The organism is Pseudomonas sp. Pso3, assembly GCF_055393275.1.
Genome location: NZ_AP043687.1, coordinates 2,133,981 through 2,151,352, shown reverse-complemented (window position 1 = coordinate 2,151,352; position 17,372 = coordinate 2,133,981). Strand labels below are relative to the sequence as shown.

The following is a 17,372-nucleotide window of genomic DNA, read 5'->3' as shown; positions in this document are numbered from 1 at the left end:
GCAAGGAGCGACCCCATGAACCGGATTCTTCACCGCACCCAGGCGGCGGCCCTGCTGTGCCTGAGCGTTCTCGGCAGCGCGGTCCAGGCCGATGACGACCTGGCCAGCTATGCCCTGACCATCACCCCGCGCCTGCTCTCGGACGTGCGCAACCGCAGCATCTCGGACTCGCTCAATCGGCCGGGGGCCAAGGTCACCGTGGAATTCGCCCATGAAAGCGGCCTGATCGGCCTGGCGGAAATCGGCAGCGTGAGCAAGAAGCAGTTCCTCGACGGCGATGGCGCCAACGTCCTGCTGGCTGGCGGCTACCGCTTCGGCGATCCGGAAGCCTGGCACTTTGGCGTGGGCCTGGCAGGGGAATTCTTTCCCGGCGCCCACTTCAAGGCCCCCAGCCGCATCGATCCGGAGACCGGCGCCCCCGATGGCTTTCGCAGCACCAACTACAACAGCCAGTTCGCCGTGCTGGAGATCGGCTACGGGGCACTGCAGGGGCGCATCCTCAACGTGCTCTCGGAAAACTACCGCGGCGCCAACACCGCCGGCGTCTGCGGCGCCCAGCTGCAATTCAACCCCGACCCCACCAAGGGCCTGGAGTGCTATGCCAAGGGCGAGCACAACTCCCGCGGCAGCCTGCTCTACGACCTGGACTATCGCTACGAGCTGACCCCGCGCACCAGCCTCAAGCTGCACGCCGGCTACCAGCAGATCCGCAATTTCTCCGAGGCCAACTTCAGCGACTACGGCGTCGGCCTGGTGCATCGCCACTGGGGCTTCGACTTCGGCCTGGACTACCTGAGTCCCCATACCCGGGCGCGCGAACTCTACATTGCCGAAGACGGCGACCATCAGCGCGCGACGGACGAGGCCCGCTGGGTGCTGTCCGTGGCCCGCCCCTTCTGAGCTGGCGCCCATGAAACCTCACGTCTTCGCCACGCCGCCCGCGCCGGTCCAGGCCACCGCCCTCGATGGCCTGGTGCTGGTGGTGGACCTCGGCACCTCCGGCTGCAAGAGCGCCCTGGTCACCCTTGGCGGCGAGGTGGTCGCCTGGACCTTCCACGGCGTCACCCTGCACGTCGAAGGGCACAGCGCCGAGCAGGAGCCGGAAGACTGGTGGCAGGCCTTCCTGCGCGGCGCCGGCGAATTGCTGGCGGCGGATCCGGCGCGGCGGCGGCGCGTGGTGGCGGTGTGCTGCTCGACCCAGACCGAGGGCACGGTGTGCGTGGACGCCAACGGCCAAGCCCTGGGCCGGGCGCTGCTCTGGCTGGACATGCGCGGGGCCGAGTCGGTGGCGCGGCGGGTCGGCGGCGGCCGGCTGAAGGTCGCCGGGTATTCGCCCTTCAAGCTATGGCGCTGGATCCGCCTCACCGGCGGCGCGCCCTCGCTGTCGGGCAAGGATTCCGCCGGGCACATCGCCTACCTGCAGGACCACCAGCCGGAGCGCTATGCGCGCACGGTGAAGTTTCTCAATGTCCTCGACTTCATGAATCTGCGCCTTACCGGTCGCTGCTGCGCCACCGCCGATTCCATCTGCACCGCCTGGATCACCGACAACCGCGATTCGCGCCAGGTGAAGTACGACGCCGGGCTGATCCGCACCCTGGGCTTCGACCGCGACAAGCTGCCCGACCTGGTGGATTCGGCGGAGGTGATCGGCACCCTGACCGGCGCGGTGGCCGACCAGCTCGGCCTGCCGCGCAGCACCCCGGTGGTGGCCGGCTCGGTGGACACCTCGGCGGTGGCGGTGGGTTCGGCGGTGGAGGACTTCGCGCCGCACCTCTATCTCGGCACCTCCTCCTGGCTGGGCGCCCATGTGCCCTTCAAGAAGTCCGATGTCTTGCGCCACATGGCCGCCGTGCCCAGCGCGGTCAAGGGCCGCTACCTGGCCATGGCGCTGCAGACCGCGGCGGGCGCCAACCTGTCGTTCCTGCGCGACAAGGTGCTCTACCACCCGGACGAACTCCTCAGCGACGAACAGCACCCGGATCTCTATGCCCTGCTCGACCGCATCGCCGCCCGGGTGCCGGCGGGCGCCCGCGGGCTGCTCTACACCCCCTGGCTGTATGGCGAGCGCAGCCCGGTGGACGATCCCAGCCTGCGCGCGGCACTGATCAATCTGTCGTTGGAGCACACGCGGGAAGACATCATCCGCGCCTTTCTCGAAGGGGTGGCGCTCAACACCCGCTGGATGCTGGAACCCTTCGGCCGTTTCCTCGGCCGCCGGCCAGAGCGGATAACGGCGGTGGGCGGCGGCGCCCAGTCCAATCTCTGGTGCCAGATCATGGCCGACGTCACCGGCCAGGTGATCGCCCAGCCCGATGCGCCGATCCAGGCCAATGCCCGGGGCTCGGCCTATATCGCCGCCGCCGGCATCGGCGCCCTGGCCTTCAGCGACGTGCCGGCGCTGCAGCGACCGCCGCGGCTCTACCAGCCCTGCCCCCAGGCGCGGGCGCGCTACGACGACAGCTACGCCACCTTTCTCGAAGTCCGCCGGCGCCTGGCGCCGCTCTATCGCCGCCTCAACCCCAACCAGGGAGCCCGACCATGAGCGATACCCTCGAAGCGCGCGAACAGGTGGTCGATCTCTGCCTGCACCTGGTGCGCCGCGGCTTCTTCGCCGCCACCGGCGGCAACCTGGCCCTGCGCCTGGACGCCGAGCGCATCGCGGTGACCCCCTCCGCCCTCGACTACTACCAGATGGGCGCGGAAGACGTCTGCATCCTGCGCCTGGCCGATCTGCACCAGCTCGAAGGCGATCGCGCGCCCTCGGTGGAAACCGGGTTGCACGCCCGGGTGCTGCGGCGCTTTCCGGCGGCGGGCTGCAGCCTGCACACCCACCAGCCGCTGGCCAGCGCCTGCACCCTGCTGGGCGAGGCCCTGAGCGTCGACGATCCCGAGCGCTGGCCCGAACTGGGCCGCCGCCTGCCGCTGGTGGGCTATGCCCCCTCCGGTACCGGCTGGCTGGCCAAGCGCCTGGATCGCGCCCTGAGCGCCGAGAGCCCGGCCTATCTGCTGCGCAACCATGGAGTGCTCTGCTACGGCGCCAGCGCGCGCCAGACCCTGGCGGTGCTGGAGCAGCTGGAAGCCTTCTGCGAGCACTACCTGGTCGGTCGTATCGCCAGCCGCCCAGGTGTCTCCGCAGCCGACAGCCTGGCGCGCCAGCGCCTGCTGACCACCCTCACCGCCTCCCTCCCGTCCTGAGGTCCGCCATGAATCAGCCCCTGACCACCCCGCCGCCCCTGGTACCCACGCCTCCGGCGATTTCCGCCTGGCCGGATACCGAGACGCTCTATCGCCGTTTCGACGCCCTGGTCAAACAGCCCATGCGCCCGCTGCGCCGCGAGGCGCTGGCCAAGGTCATGGGCTATTTCGACGAGCGCTGCCAGGGCTCGCGGCGGCTCGCCGAAGAAGCCAAGCGCTTCATTCCCGGGGGCATCCAGCACAACCTGGCGTTCAACCATCCCTTCCCCCTGGCCATCGCCCGGGCGGAGGGCGCCCACCTCACCGACGTCGACGGCAACCAGTACATCGACTTCCTCCAGGCCGGCGGCCCCACCCTGCTCGGCTCCAATCATCCCGGCGTGCGCGACCAGGTGCAGCGCATCCTCGCCGAGTGCGGCCCGGTCACCGGCCTGCTGCACGAATACGAGGTCAAGCTGGCCGAACTGGTCTGCCAGAGCGTGCCCGGCATCGACCAGGTGCGGCTGCTGGGTTCGGGCACCGAGGCGGCCATGGCCGCGGTACGCCTGGCGCGGGCCTATACCGGGCGCCGCTGGATCATCAAGATCGGCGGCGCCTACCACGGCTGGAGCGATCAGCTGGTGTACGGCATGCGCCTGCCCGGCACCGGGCGCATGGAGGCCCTCGGCATTCCCCGGGGCGCCACCGCCCACACCCAGGAAAGCCCGCCCAACGACCTCGAAGCCCTGCGCCGGCGCCTGCAATTCAATCGCCTGCGCGGCGGCACCGCGGCGGTGCTGGTGGAACCCTTCGGCCCGGAGAGCGGTACTCGCCCGGTGCATCCGCACTTCAACCGCGAGGTGCGCAAGCTCTGCGACGAATTCGGCGCCCTGCTGATCTTCGACGAGGTGGTGACCGGTTTCCGCGCCGGCATGGGTGGGGCCCAGGGCTACTTCAAGGTGCTGCCGGACCTCACCGTGCTCGGCAAATGCCTGACCGGCGGCTATCCCATGGCCGGGGCCCTGGGCGGCAAGGCCGAGGTCATGCAGCTGCTGGTGGGCGGCATCGGCACCTCGTCGAAGCGCGCCTTCGTCGGCGGCACCCTGTCGGCCAATCCGCTGTGCTGCGTGGCCGGCTACTACGCCCTCAAGGAGATCCAGCGGCTCGACGCCGCCGGCCAGGCCGGCCGCGCCGGTGATCGACTGCGCCAGGGCCTGGAGGAGATCATCCAGCGCCGCAACCTGCCCTATGTCGCCTACAACCTGGGCTCCATCGTCCACCTGCAGACCTCCGGGGTGCTGCTGCTCGACACCGGCAATCCGCTCAAGCTGCTGCGGGTGCGCAACGAGGCCAAGGCGCGCAAGCACATGATGGAAGAGATGGGCGCGGCCTACACCGCCCATGGCCTCATCACCCTGGCCGGCAGCCGCATCTACACCAGCCTGGCCGACACCGACGCCGTGATCGACGACGCCCTGGAGCGTTTCGACCGGGTCTTCCAACTGGTATGAGGCTGCCCATGAAAGCCGAATCGCGCCAGCAATGGCTGGATCTGCAGCAGCGTCTGGCCCGCCAGGGCGAGCGCTCGGCCCTGGCCCTGTCGGTGCGCATACCGGGGGCGGCGAGCCTCTGGTACGGCACCCTGGGCGATGCCGCGCCCTGCGAGATCGAGCTGGCCCGCCGCAGCGGCGCCGCCCTGGATCATGCACTCGTCTACCGGTCGCGACCGGATGTCGGCGCCATCATCCAGGGCGCGGGGCGCTACGGGCAGCATGTGGCGGACTTCGGCGGCCAGTTGCCGGACCTGTTCGACGAGCAGGCCCGGCACCTGGGGCGGATGGCGCCCGCGGTGGCCCGGGGCGATGCCCTGGCGGAAGCCCTGGCCGCGCGCGGCAACGTCCAGCTGCTCGGCGGCCAGCCACTGTGCCTGGGGACCACCGCCAGTCGCGCCGCCCTCAATGCCGAGCTGTTCGAGAAATGCGCCAAGGCCTACACCCTGGCCCAGGCCACCGGCGCGGTGCTCACCCGCCTGCCCTGGTGGGTGGTGCTGATCGCCACCCGCCGACTCCAGCGCGACCAGCGCGCCGCCGCCGAGGCCTTTCGTCAGGGCCGGCTGCCGGCGGAAAGCCGTGGTTACTAGCCACTCTTCGAAGGTAAACCCCATGACCGTCACCGCGCCCGCTCCGCCTCGCCAGGTCCAAGCCGCGCTGCTGCTGGGCTCCCTGGCGCTGCTCATCCTCGGCCTGCAGCCGCTGCTGCTCGGCGAGCTGTTCACCAGCGGCCGGGCCAGCCTCGACGGCCTCGGCCTGGTGGCCATGGGCGAGATCGTCGCCCTGGGCCTGGGCGTGATCGCCGGTGAGGCCCTGGGCCCGCGCCTGGGGCTGCCAGCCGTACTGTGGCCGGCGACGCTGCTGGCGGTCGCCGCCGACCTGGCCAGCGCCCAGGCCAGCGGTGATCTGCCGTTGCTCGGCCTGCGCGCCCTCGCCGGCCTTGGCGAAGGCCTGCTGCTCTGGGCGGCGGTGGCGCTGATCGTCCGTCAACCCACCGCCGAGCGGCTGTCCGGCCTGTTCATGGCACTGCAGACCTTTTGCCAGGGCCTGCTGGCCGCCCTGCTGGCGCTGTGGATCCTGCCCCGGCTGGGCAGCGCCGGCGGCTTCCGGCTGCTGGCCGGTGTCACCGCCCTGGCCCTGCCGCTGACCGTCGCCCTGCCACGCCGGCTGGCGGCAGTGGACGTCCCTGGCAGCGCGCCGGTCCGCCATAGATGGCGACTGCCCCAGGCACTGCTGCTGGCCTTCGTCGGTTGCCAGCTGGCGGCCATCGGCGCGCTCTGGGCCTACCTGGAACCCTATGGCGAAGCCCTCGGACTGGACGCCAGCCAAGCCCAGACCCTGATCGCCGCCAGCTTCGCCGCCCAGTTGCTCGGCGGCTTGGCCGGCGCGGTCCTGGTGGCCTGGCTGCCGGCCGCCACCACCCTGACCCTGGCGACCCTGACGCTGGGCAGCCTGGCCGCGCTGATCTATGGCCTGGCGCCGGGGGCGCACCTGAGTTTCGTGCTGCTGTGCCTGACCTTCACCTTTCTCTGGCAGACCCTCACCCCCTTCCAGATCAGCCTGGCCCTGCGGCTGGACGCCAGTGGCCGCGTCGCCACCCTGGTGCCCTCGCTGCAACTGCTCGGCTGCGCCGCCGGCCCGGCGCTGGCGTCGCTCTGGCTGCAGGGCGCCGCGGTCCGACCGGCCGCCCTGACCAGCGCCCTGCTCGCCCTGCTGGCCCTGGGGCTGGCGGCCCTTCTCGCCCTCAGTGCCCGCGGCCCCCGGCCGGTGCCGCGCTGGCGCTGGCAGCGCCCAGGCTGAAGACTGCCGTCGTCACCGAATCGTCCCCTTCCTGCCCCCTTGCGGACTGCTGCCATGAATGCGCCCCTCCCCGATCCCGCTCCCGCCCTGGTCGACCCCGAGATGCTGCAGCGGCTGTTCGCCGCCCAGGGACCGCGTGCCCTGGCCCTGCGCGGTTCCAGCGCCGCCGAGCGCCTGAGCCTGCTGCAGCGCCTCCATGGCGCCCTGGTGGCGCGGCGGGGGGCGCTCTATGCGGCCTTTCGCCAGGACTTCGGCAAGCCCGAGGTGGAGGTGGAACTGTCGGAGATCATGCCGGTGCTGGAAGAGATCCAGCACGCGCGCCGCCACCTGCGCCGCTGGATGAAGCCACGGCGGGTGCGCCCGACCCTGACGTCCCTCGGCTGCCCGGCGCACATCCACAGCCAGCCGCGCGGGCGCTGCCTGATCATCGGCCCCTGGAACTACCCGATCTCTACCCTGCTCGGCCCCCTGGTGTCGGCCTTGGCGGCTGGCAACAGCGTGATGCTCAAGCCCTCGGAATTCACCCCGGCGGTCAACGCGGTGCTGCGCGAACTGCTGGCCGAGGCCTTCACCCCGGACACCGTGGCCTTTTGCGAAGGCGATGTCTCCACCGCCCAGGCGCTCTTGGCGCTGCCCTTCGACCACTTCTTCTTTACCGGCTCCACCGCCGTGGGCCGCCTGGTGATGCAGGCCGCCGCCCGGCACCTGGCCTCGGTGACCCTGGAGCTGGGCGGCAAGTCGCCGGCGATCATCGACGCCAGCGCCGACCTGGACGCCGCCGCCGAGCTGCTGCTCTGGGGCAAGTTCCTCAATGCCGGCCAGTCCTGCGTGGCGCCCGATCATGTCTTCGTCGCCCGCCGCCTGCTGCCGGCCTTCAAGGAGCGCTGTCGCGCCCTGCTGGTGCAGCGCTACGGCACCGATGCCGCGGCCAGCCCGGACTACGCCCGACTCATCCATCAACGCCACGCCAGCCAACTGATCGGGCTGCTGGAACAGGCCCGGGCGGCCGGTGCGCAGCTGATCCATGGCGGCGCGCACGATGTGGCCGGGCGCTATCTCGCCCCGACCCTGCTGGATTGCTCGGCTATCGACAGCCCCCTGGACAGTCAGGAGCTGTTCGGTCCGCTCCTGCCGGTGATCGCCTACGACGACCTGGAAGAGGTGCTGCAGCGCATCGACGCCGGGCCCAAGCCCCTGGCGCTCTATCTCTGGAGTCGCGACCGCGACATCCAGCAGCGAGTCATCGCCCGCACCAGCTCCGGCAGCGTCGGCCTCAATCTGTGCATGCAGCAGTACACCCAGCTGCACCTGCCATTTGGCGGCGTCAATCACTCCGGCAGCGGCAGCGCCCATGGTCAGGCCGGTTTTCGCACCTTTTCCCACGAGCGCAGCGTGCTCGCCGCCGGTCCGCTGCTGGCCGTTCGTCTGCTGCTGCCGCCCTATTCGCCCTTCAAGCTGCGACTGGCGCAGTGGGTGTCGCGCCTGACCGGAGGCGGCTAGGTCCAGTACGAGAAGTGCCTGCGCATCGGCGATGCTTCGTTGAAAACCCCTGGATCGCCAGCCCGGTCGGAATGCTCCTTTACCGCACGTACACTGCGCTCCCTCTGCTTTTTGGTTGGTGAGCGCTACCCCTTTGAGCAGCCTTGGGCGGTTACTCCCGTTGGTCGTTTCAATCCGCCTCACCTTCGCTCGGCGACTTTCGTACCGGACCTGGAAAACGCCCAGCAGGGCACACCATCCGCCGGGAATGACGCCGCCAAGGATGCACGAGCGGCAAACCAGCCTTTAGAATGACGGGCCGCCAGCCTTGGGCGTGCCGATCTGCGATTGGCGCGGTCCAAGCCCGGCATGGGTTACCCTTGCACGTGAATTCTATTTGGAGCGGTGAGCTGAACGATGGGCTTTGAGCAACTAGCTGAACTACGCGACCGCCTGCGGGCCGAAAAAGCGCAGGTAAAGACCGAGAGCAACGAGCGGCCGGCGCGGAGACCTTCACCGAAAGCCAAGCCCCGCGAGCAGAAGCCCCGCGAGCAGGATCCGGTGGTCGAAGGCATCCGCCGTCTGCAAAAGCACTTCCCGCTGGCCTTCCCGGTCAATCCGGCACCCAAGGTGCCGCTCAAGGAAGGCATCCTGAAGGACGCCGAGCAGCACCTTGAGCGCCTGGGCATCTCCGGTGATCAGCTCAAGCAGTCGATCGCCACCTGGTGTCGCGGCACCCGCTACTGGGCGGCCATGACCGAAAACGCCCCGCGCCTGGATCTGGATGGCCAGCCGGCTGGCACCGTGACCGCCTCCCAGGCGGTCTATGCCAAGCAGCAGGCACGCCGCCAGCGCGCCCAGGCCCGCCGTGAGCAGGCCAAGGCCAAGGCGGACACCGCCGCGCCTGCCGAAGCGCAAGCGCCTGCAGCGGCCGAGACCGTTGCCGCTCCTGCAGACGACGCCTCCGCCTGAGCCCCGCTGCCCCTGTCGCCCAGACAGGGGCAGTCGTTCCAGACGCCCGCCGCGTTAGGACAGCCGTCCCGGCAATTCGATGCGCATGACCGTCCCCCCACCCTCGCGCCCCAGGGCGACGATGCGGCCCTGATGCGCCGCGCAGATGGCGCGGGCGATGGACAGGCCCAGGCCACTGCCGCCCAGGTGCCGTGCCCGGGAGCTGTCGGCGCGCCAGAAGCGGTGAAAGACCCGCTCGCGATCGGCTTCGGCGATGCCCGGGCCTCGATCTCGGAATTCCAGCACCAGACCTTCGGCCAGGGCCAGCTGGACGATCTCCAGTTCGCCGCCGCTGGCGCCATAGCGCAGGAAATTTTCCAGCAGGATGTTGAGCAACTGGCCGATGCGATGGCGGTCGGCGCACAGCCGTTGGCGGGGATCCAGTTCCAGGCGCAGCTGGATGGCCTCGGCCTGCAGCTGGGGCGCGAACCAGGCCAGCCGCTCTTCCACCAATGCCGCCAGGGCGAAGGGCCGCTGATCCAGCGCCAGTTGCCCGGCCTCGGCCAGCGACAGGGTGTGCAGATCGCCCACCAGGGTGTTGAGCAGGTCGAGCTGGCGCTTGACCATCTGCAACTGGCGGGCATCGGCGGGAAAGACCTCGTCGAGGATGCCCTGCACCCGCACCGAGGCGGCGTTGAGCGGGGTGCGCAGCTCATGGGCGAGGATGGCGCTGGAATCCCGCACGTCGCGCTCGTATTGCTGCAGCCGCGCGGTGAGGCTGTTGAAGTCCAGCGCCAGGCGGCGCAATTCCGCCGGCGCCGTCTCGGCCACCTCCAGGCGGGTCTCCAGATCGCCGGAGGCCACCCGCCGCGCCGCCGCGGCGATGGCGGAGAACTGGCTCGACAGCGGGCGTGACAGCCGGAAGCCGGCCAGCAGGATCAGCGGCACGGCCGCCAGCAGCAGCCCCGCCAGCACCCACCAGTCGCGGCTGGCGATGCCGGGCAGGAAATAGCGCACCGGATAATAGTGGCTGAACAGCGCCCAGAGTCGCGCCTCGTTTTCCTGCGGATCGGCGCGCAGCTGGAGGATTTCCGCCCGCGCCGCCTGGGGCACCTGGCGCAGCACCCACCAGTCGCCGAAGAGAAACCAGAGGTACATGCCGGCAGCGATCAAGAGCACCGCGCCCAGGGCCAGCAGGCTCATGCGCCAGCCGACCCAGCGCCCCAGCGGCGCCTGGCGCTTCATGAAAAGCGATAGCCAATGGCGCGCACCGTCACCGGCACGCCGGGAAGGCCCGCCGCTTCCAGCTTGCGCCTGAGGTTGTGCAGGTGGGTGTCCACCACCCGCGCCAGGGCCTCGCTTTCCGGCAGGCAGCGCTCCAGCAATTCCTCGCGGGTAAAGGCCTTGTGCGGAGTGCGCATCAGGGTGGCGAGCAGGCCGAATTCGGTGGGCGTCAGCTCCAGGGCCCGTGACTCAACGGTGGCGCTGAAACGTTCCAGATCCACCGTCAGGGCGCCATGGCGCAGCCAGCGGTCATCGCGCGGCGCCTGGTGGCAGCGACGCAGCACCGCGTGCACCCGCGCCACCACCTCCTTGGGGTTGTAGGGCTTGACCACGTAGTCGTCGGCGCCATAGCGCAGGGCGCCGAGCTTTTCCGGCTCGTCGCCGATGGCGGTCACCATGATCACCGGGGTATCCCCGGCGCGGCGGATCTGTGCCAGCACCTCGGTGCCACCGAGGCGCGGCAGCATCATGTCGAGCAGCACCAGATCGGGTCGCTCGCGCTGGAAGAGTTCCAGCCCCTGGCGACCGTCTTCGGCGAGGATGACCGCGAAGCCGTCGCGCAGCAGATAGGCCTCCAGCACGCTGGCGCTGTCGGCGTCGTCTTCGACGATGAGTATGAGTTTGTCGCCCACGTCCGCTCTCTTGATCGAATCTCGACAATTCGCCGAAGGAATCTTGATTCGGCGTCCCTAGGCTGCGACCCATGCCTTGCACCGGGTCCGCCTGCCATGCCTTCACTCGCCGCTTCCATCACCTGCCAGTTGCTGCTGATCGGTCTGCTAGGCCTCAGCGGTTGCTCGCTGATTCCCGACTACCAGCGGCCGCCCCTGCCGGTGCCCGCGCACCAGGGGCTGTGGCAGCGGCAGGACGCTGCCCCCGCGGTGGGCGTTGATCTCAGCCCTGACGAGCGCCAACTGCTGGCCGCGGTCAGCGCTGAAGCTCTCCTGCCAGAGCTGGTGGGCCAGGCGCTGGCGGGCAATCGAGACTACCGGATAACCCAGCTCAGGGTCGAGCAGGCGCGGGCGCAGCTGGGCGCGCGCCAGGCCGACCGCTGGCCCACCCTGGGCCTGGCGGTGCAGCGGCCGCGCCAGCGCTTCGCCGACCAGGCGCTGGACGAGCGCTACCAGCAGGACCTGGCCACCGCCACCCTCGGCGTGGACGCCTTCGAACTGGACTTCTTCGGGCGGGTAGCCAGCCTCGGCGAAGAGGCCCGCCACCAACTGTTGGCCAGCGCCTATGGCCAGCAGGCCGCGCGCGGCGCCTTGGTAGCCGAGGTGGCGCGCCTTTTCCTGCTGGCCCGCGAGGCCGATGCCCAGGTCTTCAGCGCCCAGGCCATGGCGGCCCTCAGCGATGAGCTGGTGCAGCGGACCCGGGCACGCATCGCCGCCGGCGACCTGGCCCCGGCTGCCCTGGAGCCCCTGACCCAGGCCGCCCTGGACGCACGCCAACTGGAGCAACAGCGCCTGAGCCAACGCACCCAGGCCTATGGGGCGCTGGCCTGGGTCACCGGCTACCGGCTGGCGCCCTCGCCCAGCGCTGCGCCTGCCCCGGCCGGTCCGCCGCCGGAACTGCCGGGCGAGCTGGCCGACCTGCCCTCCAGCCGCCTGCTGGAGCGTCTCGACGTACGCGCGGCCGAGGAGCGCCTGCAGGCGGCCAACGCCAGCATAGGCGCGGCCCGCGCCGCCTTTTTCCCGAGCATTCGCCTGAGCACCGCGGTGGGCCTGGCCAGTCCGCAACTGCAGGACCTGTTCAGCGCCGGCCAGGGGCTGCGCCTGCTGACGCCGTCGCTGTCCCTGCCGCTGTTCGACGGCGGGCGCAACCAGGCCAACCTGGATTCTGCCAGGACCGCTCGCGACCTGGCCCTGGCCGCCTACGAACGCACCCTGCAGGACGCCTTTCGCGAACTGGCCGACGGCCTGGAAGAGCGCCGCCTGTTGCTCGCGCAGCGGCAGACCCTGGCCGCCCAGCTGCAGTTGAGCCAACAGCGCCGCCAGCGTCTGGCGCGCCAGTGGCAGGCCGGGGCCGGCGATCCCGGCGACAGCCTGCAGGCCGGTCTCGACGGGTTGCGCGCCGGCGAGGCGCTGCGCCAGACCGGCCAGGCCCTGCGCCTCAATCGCCTGCGCCTGTACCGCGCCCTGCACGGCCTCGACCACCCTTCCGCCACCTGAGAGGACTCGCCATGACCCGCACCACCCTGCTGCCGCTGCTACTCTGCCTGACACCCCTGGCCGGCCAGGCGGCCGACGCCTCGCCCTGGGGCGACCACACCGACGTCAGCCTCGGCCTGGTGGCCGGCGCGGTCAGTCGTTACATGGGTTCGGCCGCCTACCGGCCGCAGTTGCTGCCGCTGGTGGTGGTGCAGCGTGGACCCTTCTTTGCCGACACCAGTCGCGGCCTCGGCCTGCAATGGCAGTCGGCCCAGGGACTGACCCTCAGCGGCGCCCTCAACTACGACTTCGGCCGCGATGACCGCGACAACGCCTCGCGGCCAGGCGCCGACCGCTTGAAGGGTATGGGCGAGGTCGACGGCGCCACGGTGCTGGACCTCAATCTGAGCCAGGCCCTGGCGCCCTGGCTCAGCCTCAACGCCGAGGGCGAATGGCGATTGGCCGGGGCCCAGCGCGGCAATCGCTATCGCCTGGGCGTGGAAGCCATCGGCCTGCACACCGACCAGGACACCCTGGCGCTGGATCTCGACGCCCACGCCGGTGACAGCCGCTTCAACCAGACCTATTTCGGCGTCACCGCCGCCCAGAGCGCCGCCAGCGGCTTCGCCCCGGCGCGGCTCGACCGGGGCATCTATGCCTATTCCGCCGCGCTGAACTGGTTGCACGCCTTCGATCCGCACTGGAGTTCGGTGGCGACCCTGACCACCGCCTACTACGGCGACCAGGCACGCGACAGCCCGCTGCGGCAGCGCGCCACCGCCACCACCGCCCAAGTCGCCCTGACCTACAGCTTCTGATCCTGGAGCCCGCCATGCCTGGCCCGCGCCTGACCTCCGCCCTCGCCTTACTCCTGCTGCTGCCCCTTCTGGGCGGCTGTTCACCCGATGAACGCCCCGGTCCGGTGCCCCTGCGCACCGTCAAGCTCGCGCCGGTCGCGCGCCTTGCGGCCCAGGCCCCGCTGCTACCCGGCCTGGTGCGCCAGCCGCACAGCTCGGCGCTGGCCTTCGAAAATGGCGGCCGGGTGCTGAGGGTGGCCGTGGACGTGGGTGCCCGGGTCGCGGCCGGGCAACTGCTCGCCGAGCAGGACGCCGAACCGGCACGCCTGCGCCTGGCCCAAGCCAGCGCTCGGGTGCAGGCCGCTCGGGTGGAGCTGGACCAGCGCCGCGCCGGACAGCGGCGTGCTCGGCAGCTGTTCGCCGACGGCAACCTGGCCAAGGCCGAGCTGGAAGCCGCCGACGCAGCCCTGGGTGCGGCCCAGGCCCAGCAAGGAGGCGCCGAGGCGGAACTGGCCCTGACGCGCCGCGCCCTGGCCCAGACCCGGCTGATAGCGCCCTTCGCTGGCCAGATCGTCCTGCGCGCGCCGGAGCCGCTGCGGCTGGTGGGCGCGGGCGAGACCCTGTTCGGGCTGCAGGCCGACGGCGAACGTCAGGTGGTGGTGCAGGTGCCGGCCGCCCTGGCCCAAAGGCTGGCGCCCGGCACTCAGGCCCAGGCCTATGCCACGCGCGACGGCGCGCCCCTGCCGCTCCGGCTGGTCGGTCTTTCGCCGCGTGCCGAGCAGGGCCTGCTGCAGGAAGCGGTCTTCGCCCTCGACCAGCAGGCACCGGCCCTGCCCAGCGGCAGCCTGCTGGACGTGCGTCTGCCGCTGCCGGCCCAGGCGCAGCTGGCGGTGCCCCTGGGCGCGCTGCTGCCCGGTCAGAGCGGCAGCGCCGGTCAGGTCTATGTCTACCAACCGGAGACCCAGCAGGTGAAACCGCGCCCGGTCACGGTAGCGGCCCTGCAGCAGGGCCAGGCGCTGATCGCCAGCGGGCTCGCCGAGGGTGACCAGATCGTGGTGGCCGGCGCCGCCTTCCTGCGCGCGGGCGAGCATGTGCTGCCCTATCGGCCCGGCACCGTGCTCACGGGGGAGTAAGTTATGTCCCTGACCGCTTTCGCCCTGCGCCGGGGTCGCCTGGTGCTCTTTGTCGCCCTGGCCCTGCTGCTCGGCGGTCTCTATGCCTTTCTCGGCTTTCCCTCCCAGGAGGAGCCCAGCGTCACGGTGCGCGACGCCCTGGTCAGCGTCGCCCTGCCCGGCCTGCCCAGCGACCGGGTGGAAGAGCTGCTGGCCAAGCCGCTGGAAGACCGGCTGCGCGAATTGCCCGAACTCAAGACCCTGGTGACCACCCTGAGACCCGGCCAGGCCATCGTCCAGCTCACCGCACGGGACGAGATCACGGACCTGCCGGCGCTCTGGCAACGGGTGCGCAACAAGGTCGCCGAGGTGGCGCAAGAGCTGCCCGAAGGCACCCAGGGGCCGGTGGTGGACGACGACTTCGGCCGGGTGGCAGTGGCGTCCATCGCCGTGACCGCGCCCGGCTTCAGCCCGAGCGAACTGCGCAGCGAAGCCGAACGGCTGCGTCGGGCGCTCTATGATCTGCCCGGGGTGGATCGCATCGCCCTCTATGGCCTGCAGGAAGACCGCGTCACCCTCGAACTGGACGCCACCGCCCTGGCGCGGACCGGTCTTTCGCCCCAGGCCCTGCTGGCGCAGCTGCGGGCGCGCAACGCACTGGTCAGCGGCGGCAGCCTGCGCCAGGGCGACCGTGCGCTGAGCCTGGCCATCGGCGGCGAACTGGCCGATCCCGCCGCGCTGCGCGCCGTGCCGATCCAGCTGGCCGACGGCCGCGCCGTGCCCCTGGCCGAGCTGGCCCAGGTGCGGGTCGAACCCGCGCAGCCGGTGCGCAGCGCCGCCTTCTATCGCGGCGAGCGCGCCCTGGTGCTGGGCATCGCCATGACCCCGGGACGCAACGTGGAAGCCTTCGGCGCTGCGCTGCACGACCGGCTCAAGGCCCTGGAGGCCAGCCTGCCCGCCGGGTTCGCCCTGCACCGGGTGACCTTCCAGGCCGAGGTGGTCCATCACGCCATGGCGCGCATGCAGCACGTGCTGATGGAAACCATGGTGATCGTCATGGCGGTGGTCATGCTGTTCCTGGGCTGGCGCCTGGGCCTGATCGTCGGCGCCATCGTGCCGCTCACGGTACTGGCCACCCTGCTGGTCATGCGCGCCCTGGGCATAGAACTGCAGACGGTGTCCATCGCCGCGCTGATCCTGGCGCTGGGACTGCTGGTGGACAACGGCATCGTCATCGCCGAAGACATCGAACGGCGCCTGCGCGCCGGCGAGGACCGCCGCGCCGCCTGCGAGGCCGCCGGCCGGACCCTGGCCATCCCGCTGCTGACCTCTTCGCTGGTGATCATCCTGGCCTTCTCGCCTTTCTTTCTCGGCCAGACCAGCACCAACGAATACCTGAGGTCCCTGGCCGTGGTGCTGGCGCTGACCCTGCTGGGCTCCTGGGCGCTCAGCCTGACCGTGACGCCGCTGCTCTGCCTGCACCTGGTGCCGGATTCCACCCATACCGGCGCCAGCACCGACAGCGCCCTGCACCGCGGCTATCGCCGCCTGCTGGAAGCCCTGTTGCGGCACCGGCTGGCCTATCTGCTGGCCATGCTCGGGCTGCTGGTGCTGGCCACCCTCAAGGTGCTCAGCCTGCCCTACGACTTCCTGCCGCCTTCGGATCGCAATCAGTTCCAGATCCCCGTCCAGCTGGAACCGGGGACCTCCGCCCAGCGCACCCTGGACCTCATGCAGGGCTTCAGTCGCTGGCTGGGCGAGGATGCGGATATCGTCGAAAGCATCGGCTACGTCGCCGACGGCGGGCCGCGCATCGTGCTGGGACTCAATCCGCCGTTGCCCGGTCCCAATGTCGCCTATTTCACCGTGACCACTCGCCCGGACGCCGATCTCGCCCAGGTCATGGCCCGGGTCGGCGCCGAGCTGGCGCGTGGCTATCCCGAGGTGCGCGCCCAGCCCAAGCGCTTTTCCCTGGGCACCACCGAGAGCGGCCTGGCGGTCTATCGCCTGAGCGGCCCGGACGAGGCGGTCCTGCGTCAGCTGGGCAGCGATCTTGCCGACCTGCTCGCCGCCGTCCCCGGGACCCGCGACATCCAGGACGACTGGGGTCCGCGGCTGCTGCGCTATCAGGTCGAGGTGGACCCGGCTCGGGCCCGCGCCGCCGGACTCGACCGGCGCGACCTGGCCCAGACGCTGCAACTGGCCGGCGACGGCCTGAGCGGCGCCCGGTTGCGCGATGGCCAGTATGCGGTCGAGATCGCCGCGCGCAGCCCTGCCCCTGACGGCGATCCAGGCAGCCTGCTGGTCTATCCCCAGGGCGGCGGCGCGCCGCTGCCGCTGGGGGCGGTGGCCCGGATCGAGCTGGCCAGCGAGGCCGGGGTCAAGGTCAGACGCAATCTGCAGCGCACCCTCACGGTCAGCGCGCGCAATCCCGGCATGACCGCCGCTACCCTGGTCGCCACCCTCGCGCCCCAGTTGCCGACCCTGCAGTTGCCGCCCGGCTACCGCCTGGAGCTGGGCGGCGAGAGCGAGGATTCCGCCGCCGCCAACGACGCCCTGCTGCGCTACCTGCCGCTGGCCGCCGTGGCCATGCTGCTACTGTTCCTCTGGCAATTCGACTCCTGGCGCAAGGTGCTCATCATCGTTGCCAGCATCCCCTTCATCCTCATCGGCGTGGCCCTGGCGCTCTGGCTGAGTGGCCATCCCTTCGGCTTCATGGCCACCTTCGGCCTGCTGTCTCTGGCCGGCATCATCGTCAACAACGCGGTCTTGCTGCTCGAACGCATCGAAGCCGAACGCCAGGCCGGCAAGCCCCTGATCCCGGCGCTGCTCGACGCCGCCGGCGAGCGCCTGCGGCCGATCATCATGACCAAGCTGACCTGCATCCTCGGTCTCATCCCGCTGATGCTCTTTGCCGGTCCCCTGTGGACGGGCATGGCCATCAGCATGATCGGCGGCCTGGCCCTGGGCACCCTGGTGACCCTGGGTCTGATCCCGGTGCTCTATGGCTTGCTCCATGGGCGCCGTTAGCGGGCAACCGGGCGCGAGAAGGCGCCGCTTCGCTGGCGCAAAGGC

14 protein-coding genes are annotated in these 17,372 nt (G+C 70.8%); 12 read left to right on the top strand and 2 right to left on the bottom strand.

From position 1 onward, the window contains the following. Positions 1-15 precede the first annotated feature (15 nt). From ACZ5R1_RS10045 to ACZ5R1_RS10010, 8 genes are all read left to right on the top strand, one after another. Positions 16-900, top strand: a complete 885-nt coding sequence (locus tag ACZ5R1_RS10045) for a TorF family putative porin (protein WP_027599631.1) — start codon at positions 16-18, stop codon at positions 898-900. Positions 901-910: 10 nt separating this feature from the next. Next, positions 911-2,545 (top strand): xylulokinase, encoded by a 1,635-nt coding sequence (locus ACZ5R1_RS10040; protein ID WP_027599632.1) that lies wholly within the window; start codon positions 911-913, stop codon positions 2,543-2,545. Next, the gene (locus ACZ5R1_RS10035) at positions 2,542-3,198 is read left to right on the top strand and encodes a class II aldolase/adducin family protein (protein WP_027599633.1); all 657 of its coding nucleotides are present in this window, start codon (positions 2,542-2,544) and stop codon (positions 3,196-3,198) included. Before ACZ5R1_RS10040 ends, ACZ5R1_RS10035 begins: the two co-directional genes overlap by 4 nt. Positions 3,199-3,206: 8 nt before the next feature. Beyond that, complete coding sequence (locus ACZ5R1_RS10030) at positions 3,207-4,688, top strand: aspartate aminotransferase family protein (protein ID WP_007158630.1); 1,482 nt, start codon at positions 3,207-3,209, stop codon at positions 4,686-4,688. Between the two features lie 8 nt (positions 4,689-4,696). Then, the gene (locus ACZ5R1_RS10025) at positions 4,697-5,317 is read left to right on the top strand and encodes a hypothetical protein (protein ID WP_074582753.1); all 621 of its coding nucleotides are present in this window, start codon (positions 4,697-4,699) and stop codon (positions 5,315-5,317) included. A gap of 22 nt (positions 5,318-5,339) precedes the next feature. Then, entirely contained in the window at positions 5,340-6,527 is a 1,188-nt protein-coding gene (locus ACZ5R1_RS10020) for a hypothetical protein (RefSeq protein ID WP_150338781.1), read from the top strand. 54 nt (positions 6,528-6,581) lie between these two features. Next, entirely contained in the window at positions 6,582-8,027 is a 1,446-nt protein-coding gene (locus ACZ5R1_RS10015) for an aldehyde dehydrogenase family protein (RefSeq protein WP_464713132.1), read from the top strand. A gap of 396 nt (positions 8,028-8,423) precedes the next feature. Next, positions 8,424-8,978 carry a ProQ/FinO family protein gene (locus ACZ5R1_RS10010; RefSeq protein ID WP_044342535.1) on the top strand — a complete coding sequence of 185 codons (555 nt, stop codon included), beginning with the start codon at positions 8,424-8,426 and terminating at the stop codon, positions 8,976-8,978. A gap of 54 nt (positions 8,979-9,032) precedes the next feature. Here ACZ5R1_RS10010 and ACZ5R1_RS10005 read toward each other — a convergent pair whose 3' ends face one another. Then, positions 9,033-10,202, bottom strand: coding sequence for a sensor histidine kinase (locus ACZ5R1_RS10005; RefSeq protein ID WP_464713131.1), 1,170 nt, complete (start codon positions 10,200-10,202; stop codon positions 9,033-9,035). After that, positions 10,199-10,873 carry a response regulator gene (locus ACZ5R1_RS10000; RefSeq protein WP_464713130.1) on the bottom strand — a complete coding sequence of 225 codons (675 nt, stop codon included), beginning with the start codon at positions 10,871-10,873 and terminating at the stop codon, positions 10,199-10,201. The genes ACZ5R1_RS10005 and ACZ5R1_RS10000 overlap by 4 nt, the downstream gene beginning before the upstream one ends. A 96-nt stretch (positions 10,874-10,969) precedes the next feature. On the opposite strand from ACZ5R1_RS10000, the gene ACZ5R1_RS09995 reads away from it, so the two are divergent. Genes ACZ5R1_RS09995 through ACZ5R1_RS09980 form a run of 4 tightly spaced genes read left to right on the top strand, consistent with a single transcriptional unit; the run spans position 10,970 to position 17,327 of the window. Beyond that, on the top strand, positions 10,970-12,409 hold the full coding sequence (locus ACZ5R1_RS09995) for an efflux transporter outer membrane subunit (protein ID WP_464713129.1): 1,440 nt from the start codon (positions 10,970-10,972) through the stop codon (positions 12,407-12,409). An 11-nt stretch (positions 12,410-12,420) separates the two neighbouring features. Then, positions 12,421-13,206: a MipA/OmpV family protein gene (locus tag ACZ5R1_RS09990; RefSeq protein WP_464713128.1), complete on the top strand. Its 786-nt coding sequence runs from the start codon at positions 12,421-12,423 to the stop codon at positions 13,204-13,206. A 14-nt stretch (positions 13,207-13,220) separates the two neighbouring features. Continuing rightward, positions 13,221-14,318, top strand: coding sequence for an efflux RND transporter periplasmic adaptor subunit (locus tag ACZ5R1_RS09985; RefSeq protein WP_464713127.1), 1,098 nt, complete (start codon positions 13,221-13,223; stop codon positions 14,316-14,318). 3 nt (positions 14,319-14,321) lie between these two features. Next, positions 14,322-17,327, top strand: a complete 3,006-nt coding sequence (locus tag ACZ5R1_RS09980; protein ID WP_464713125.1) for an efflux RND transporter permease subunit — start codon at positions 14,322-14,324, stop codon at positions 17,325-17,327. Positions 17,328-17,372 lie beyond the last annotated feature (45 nt).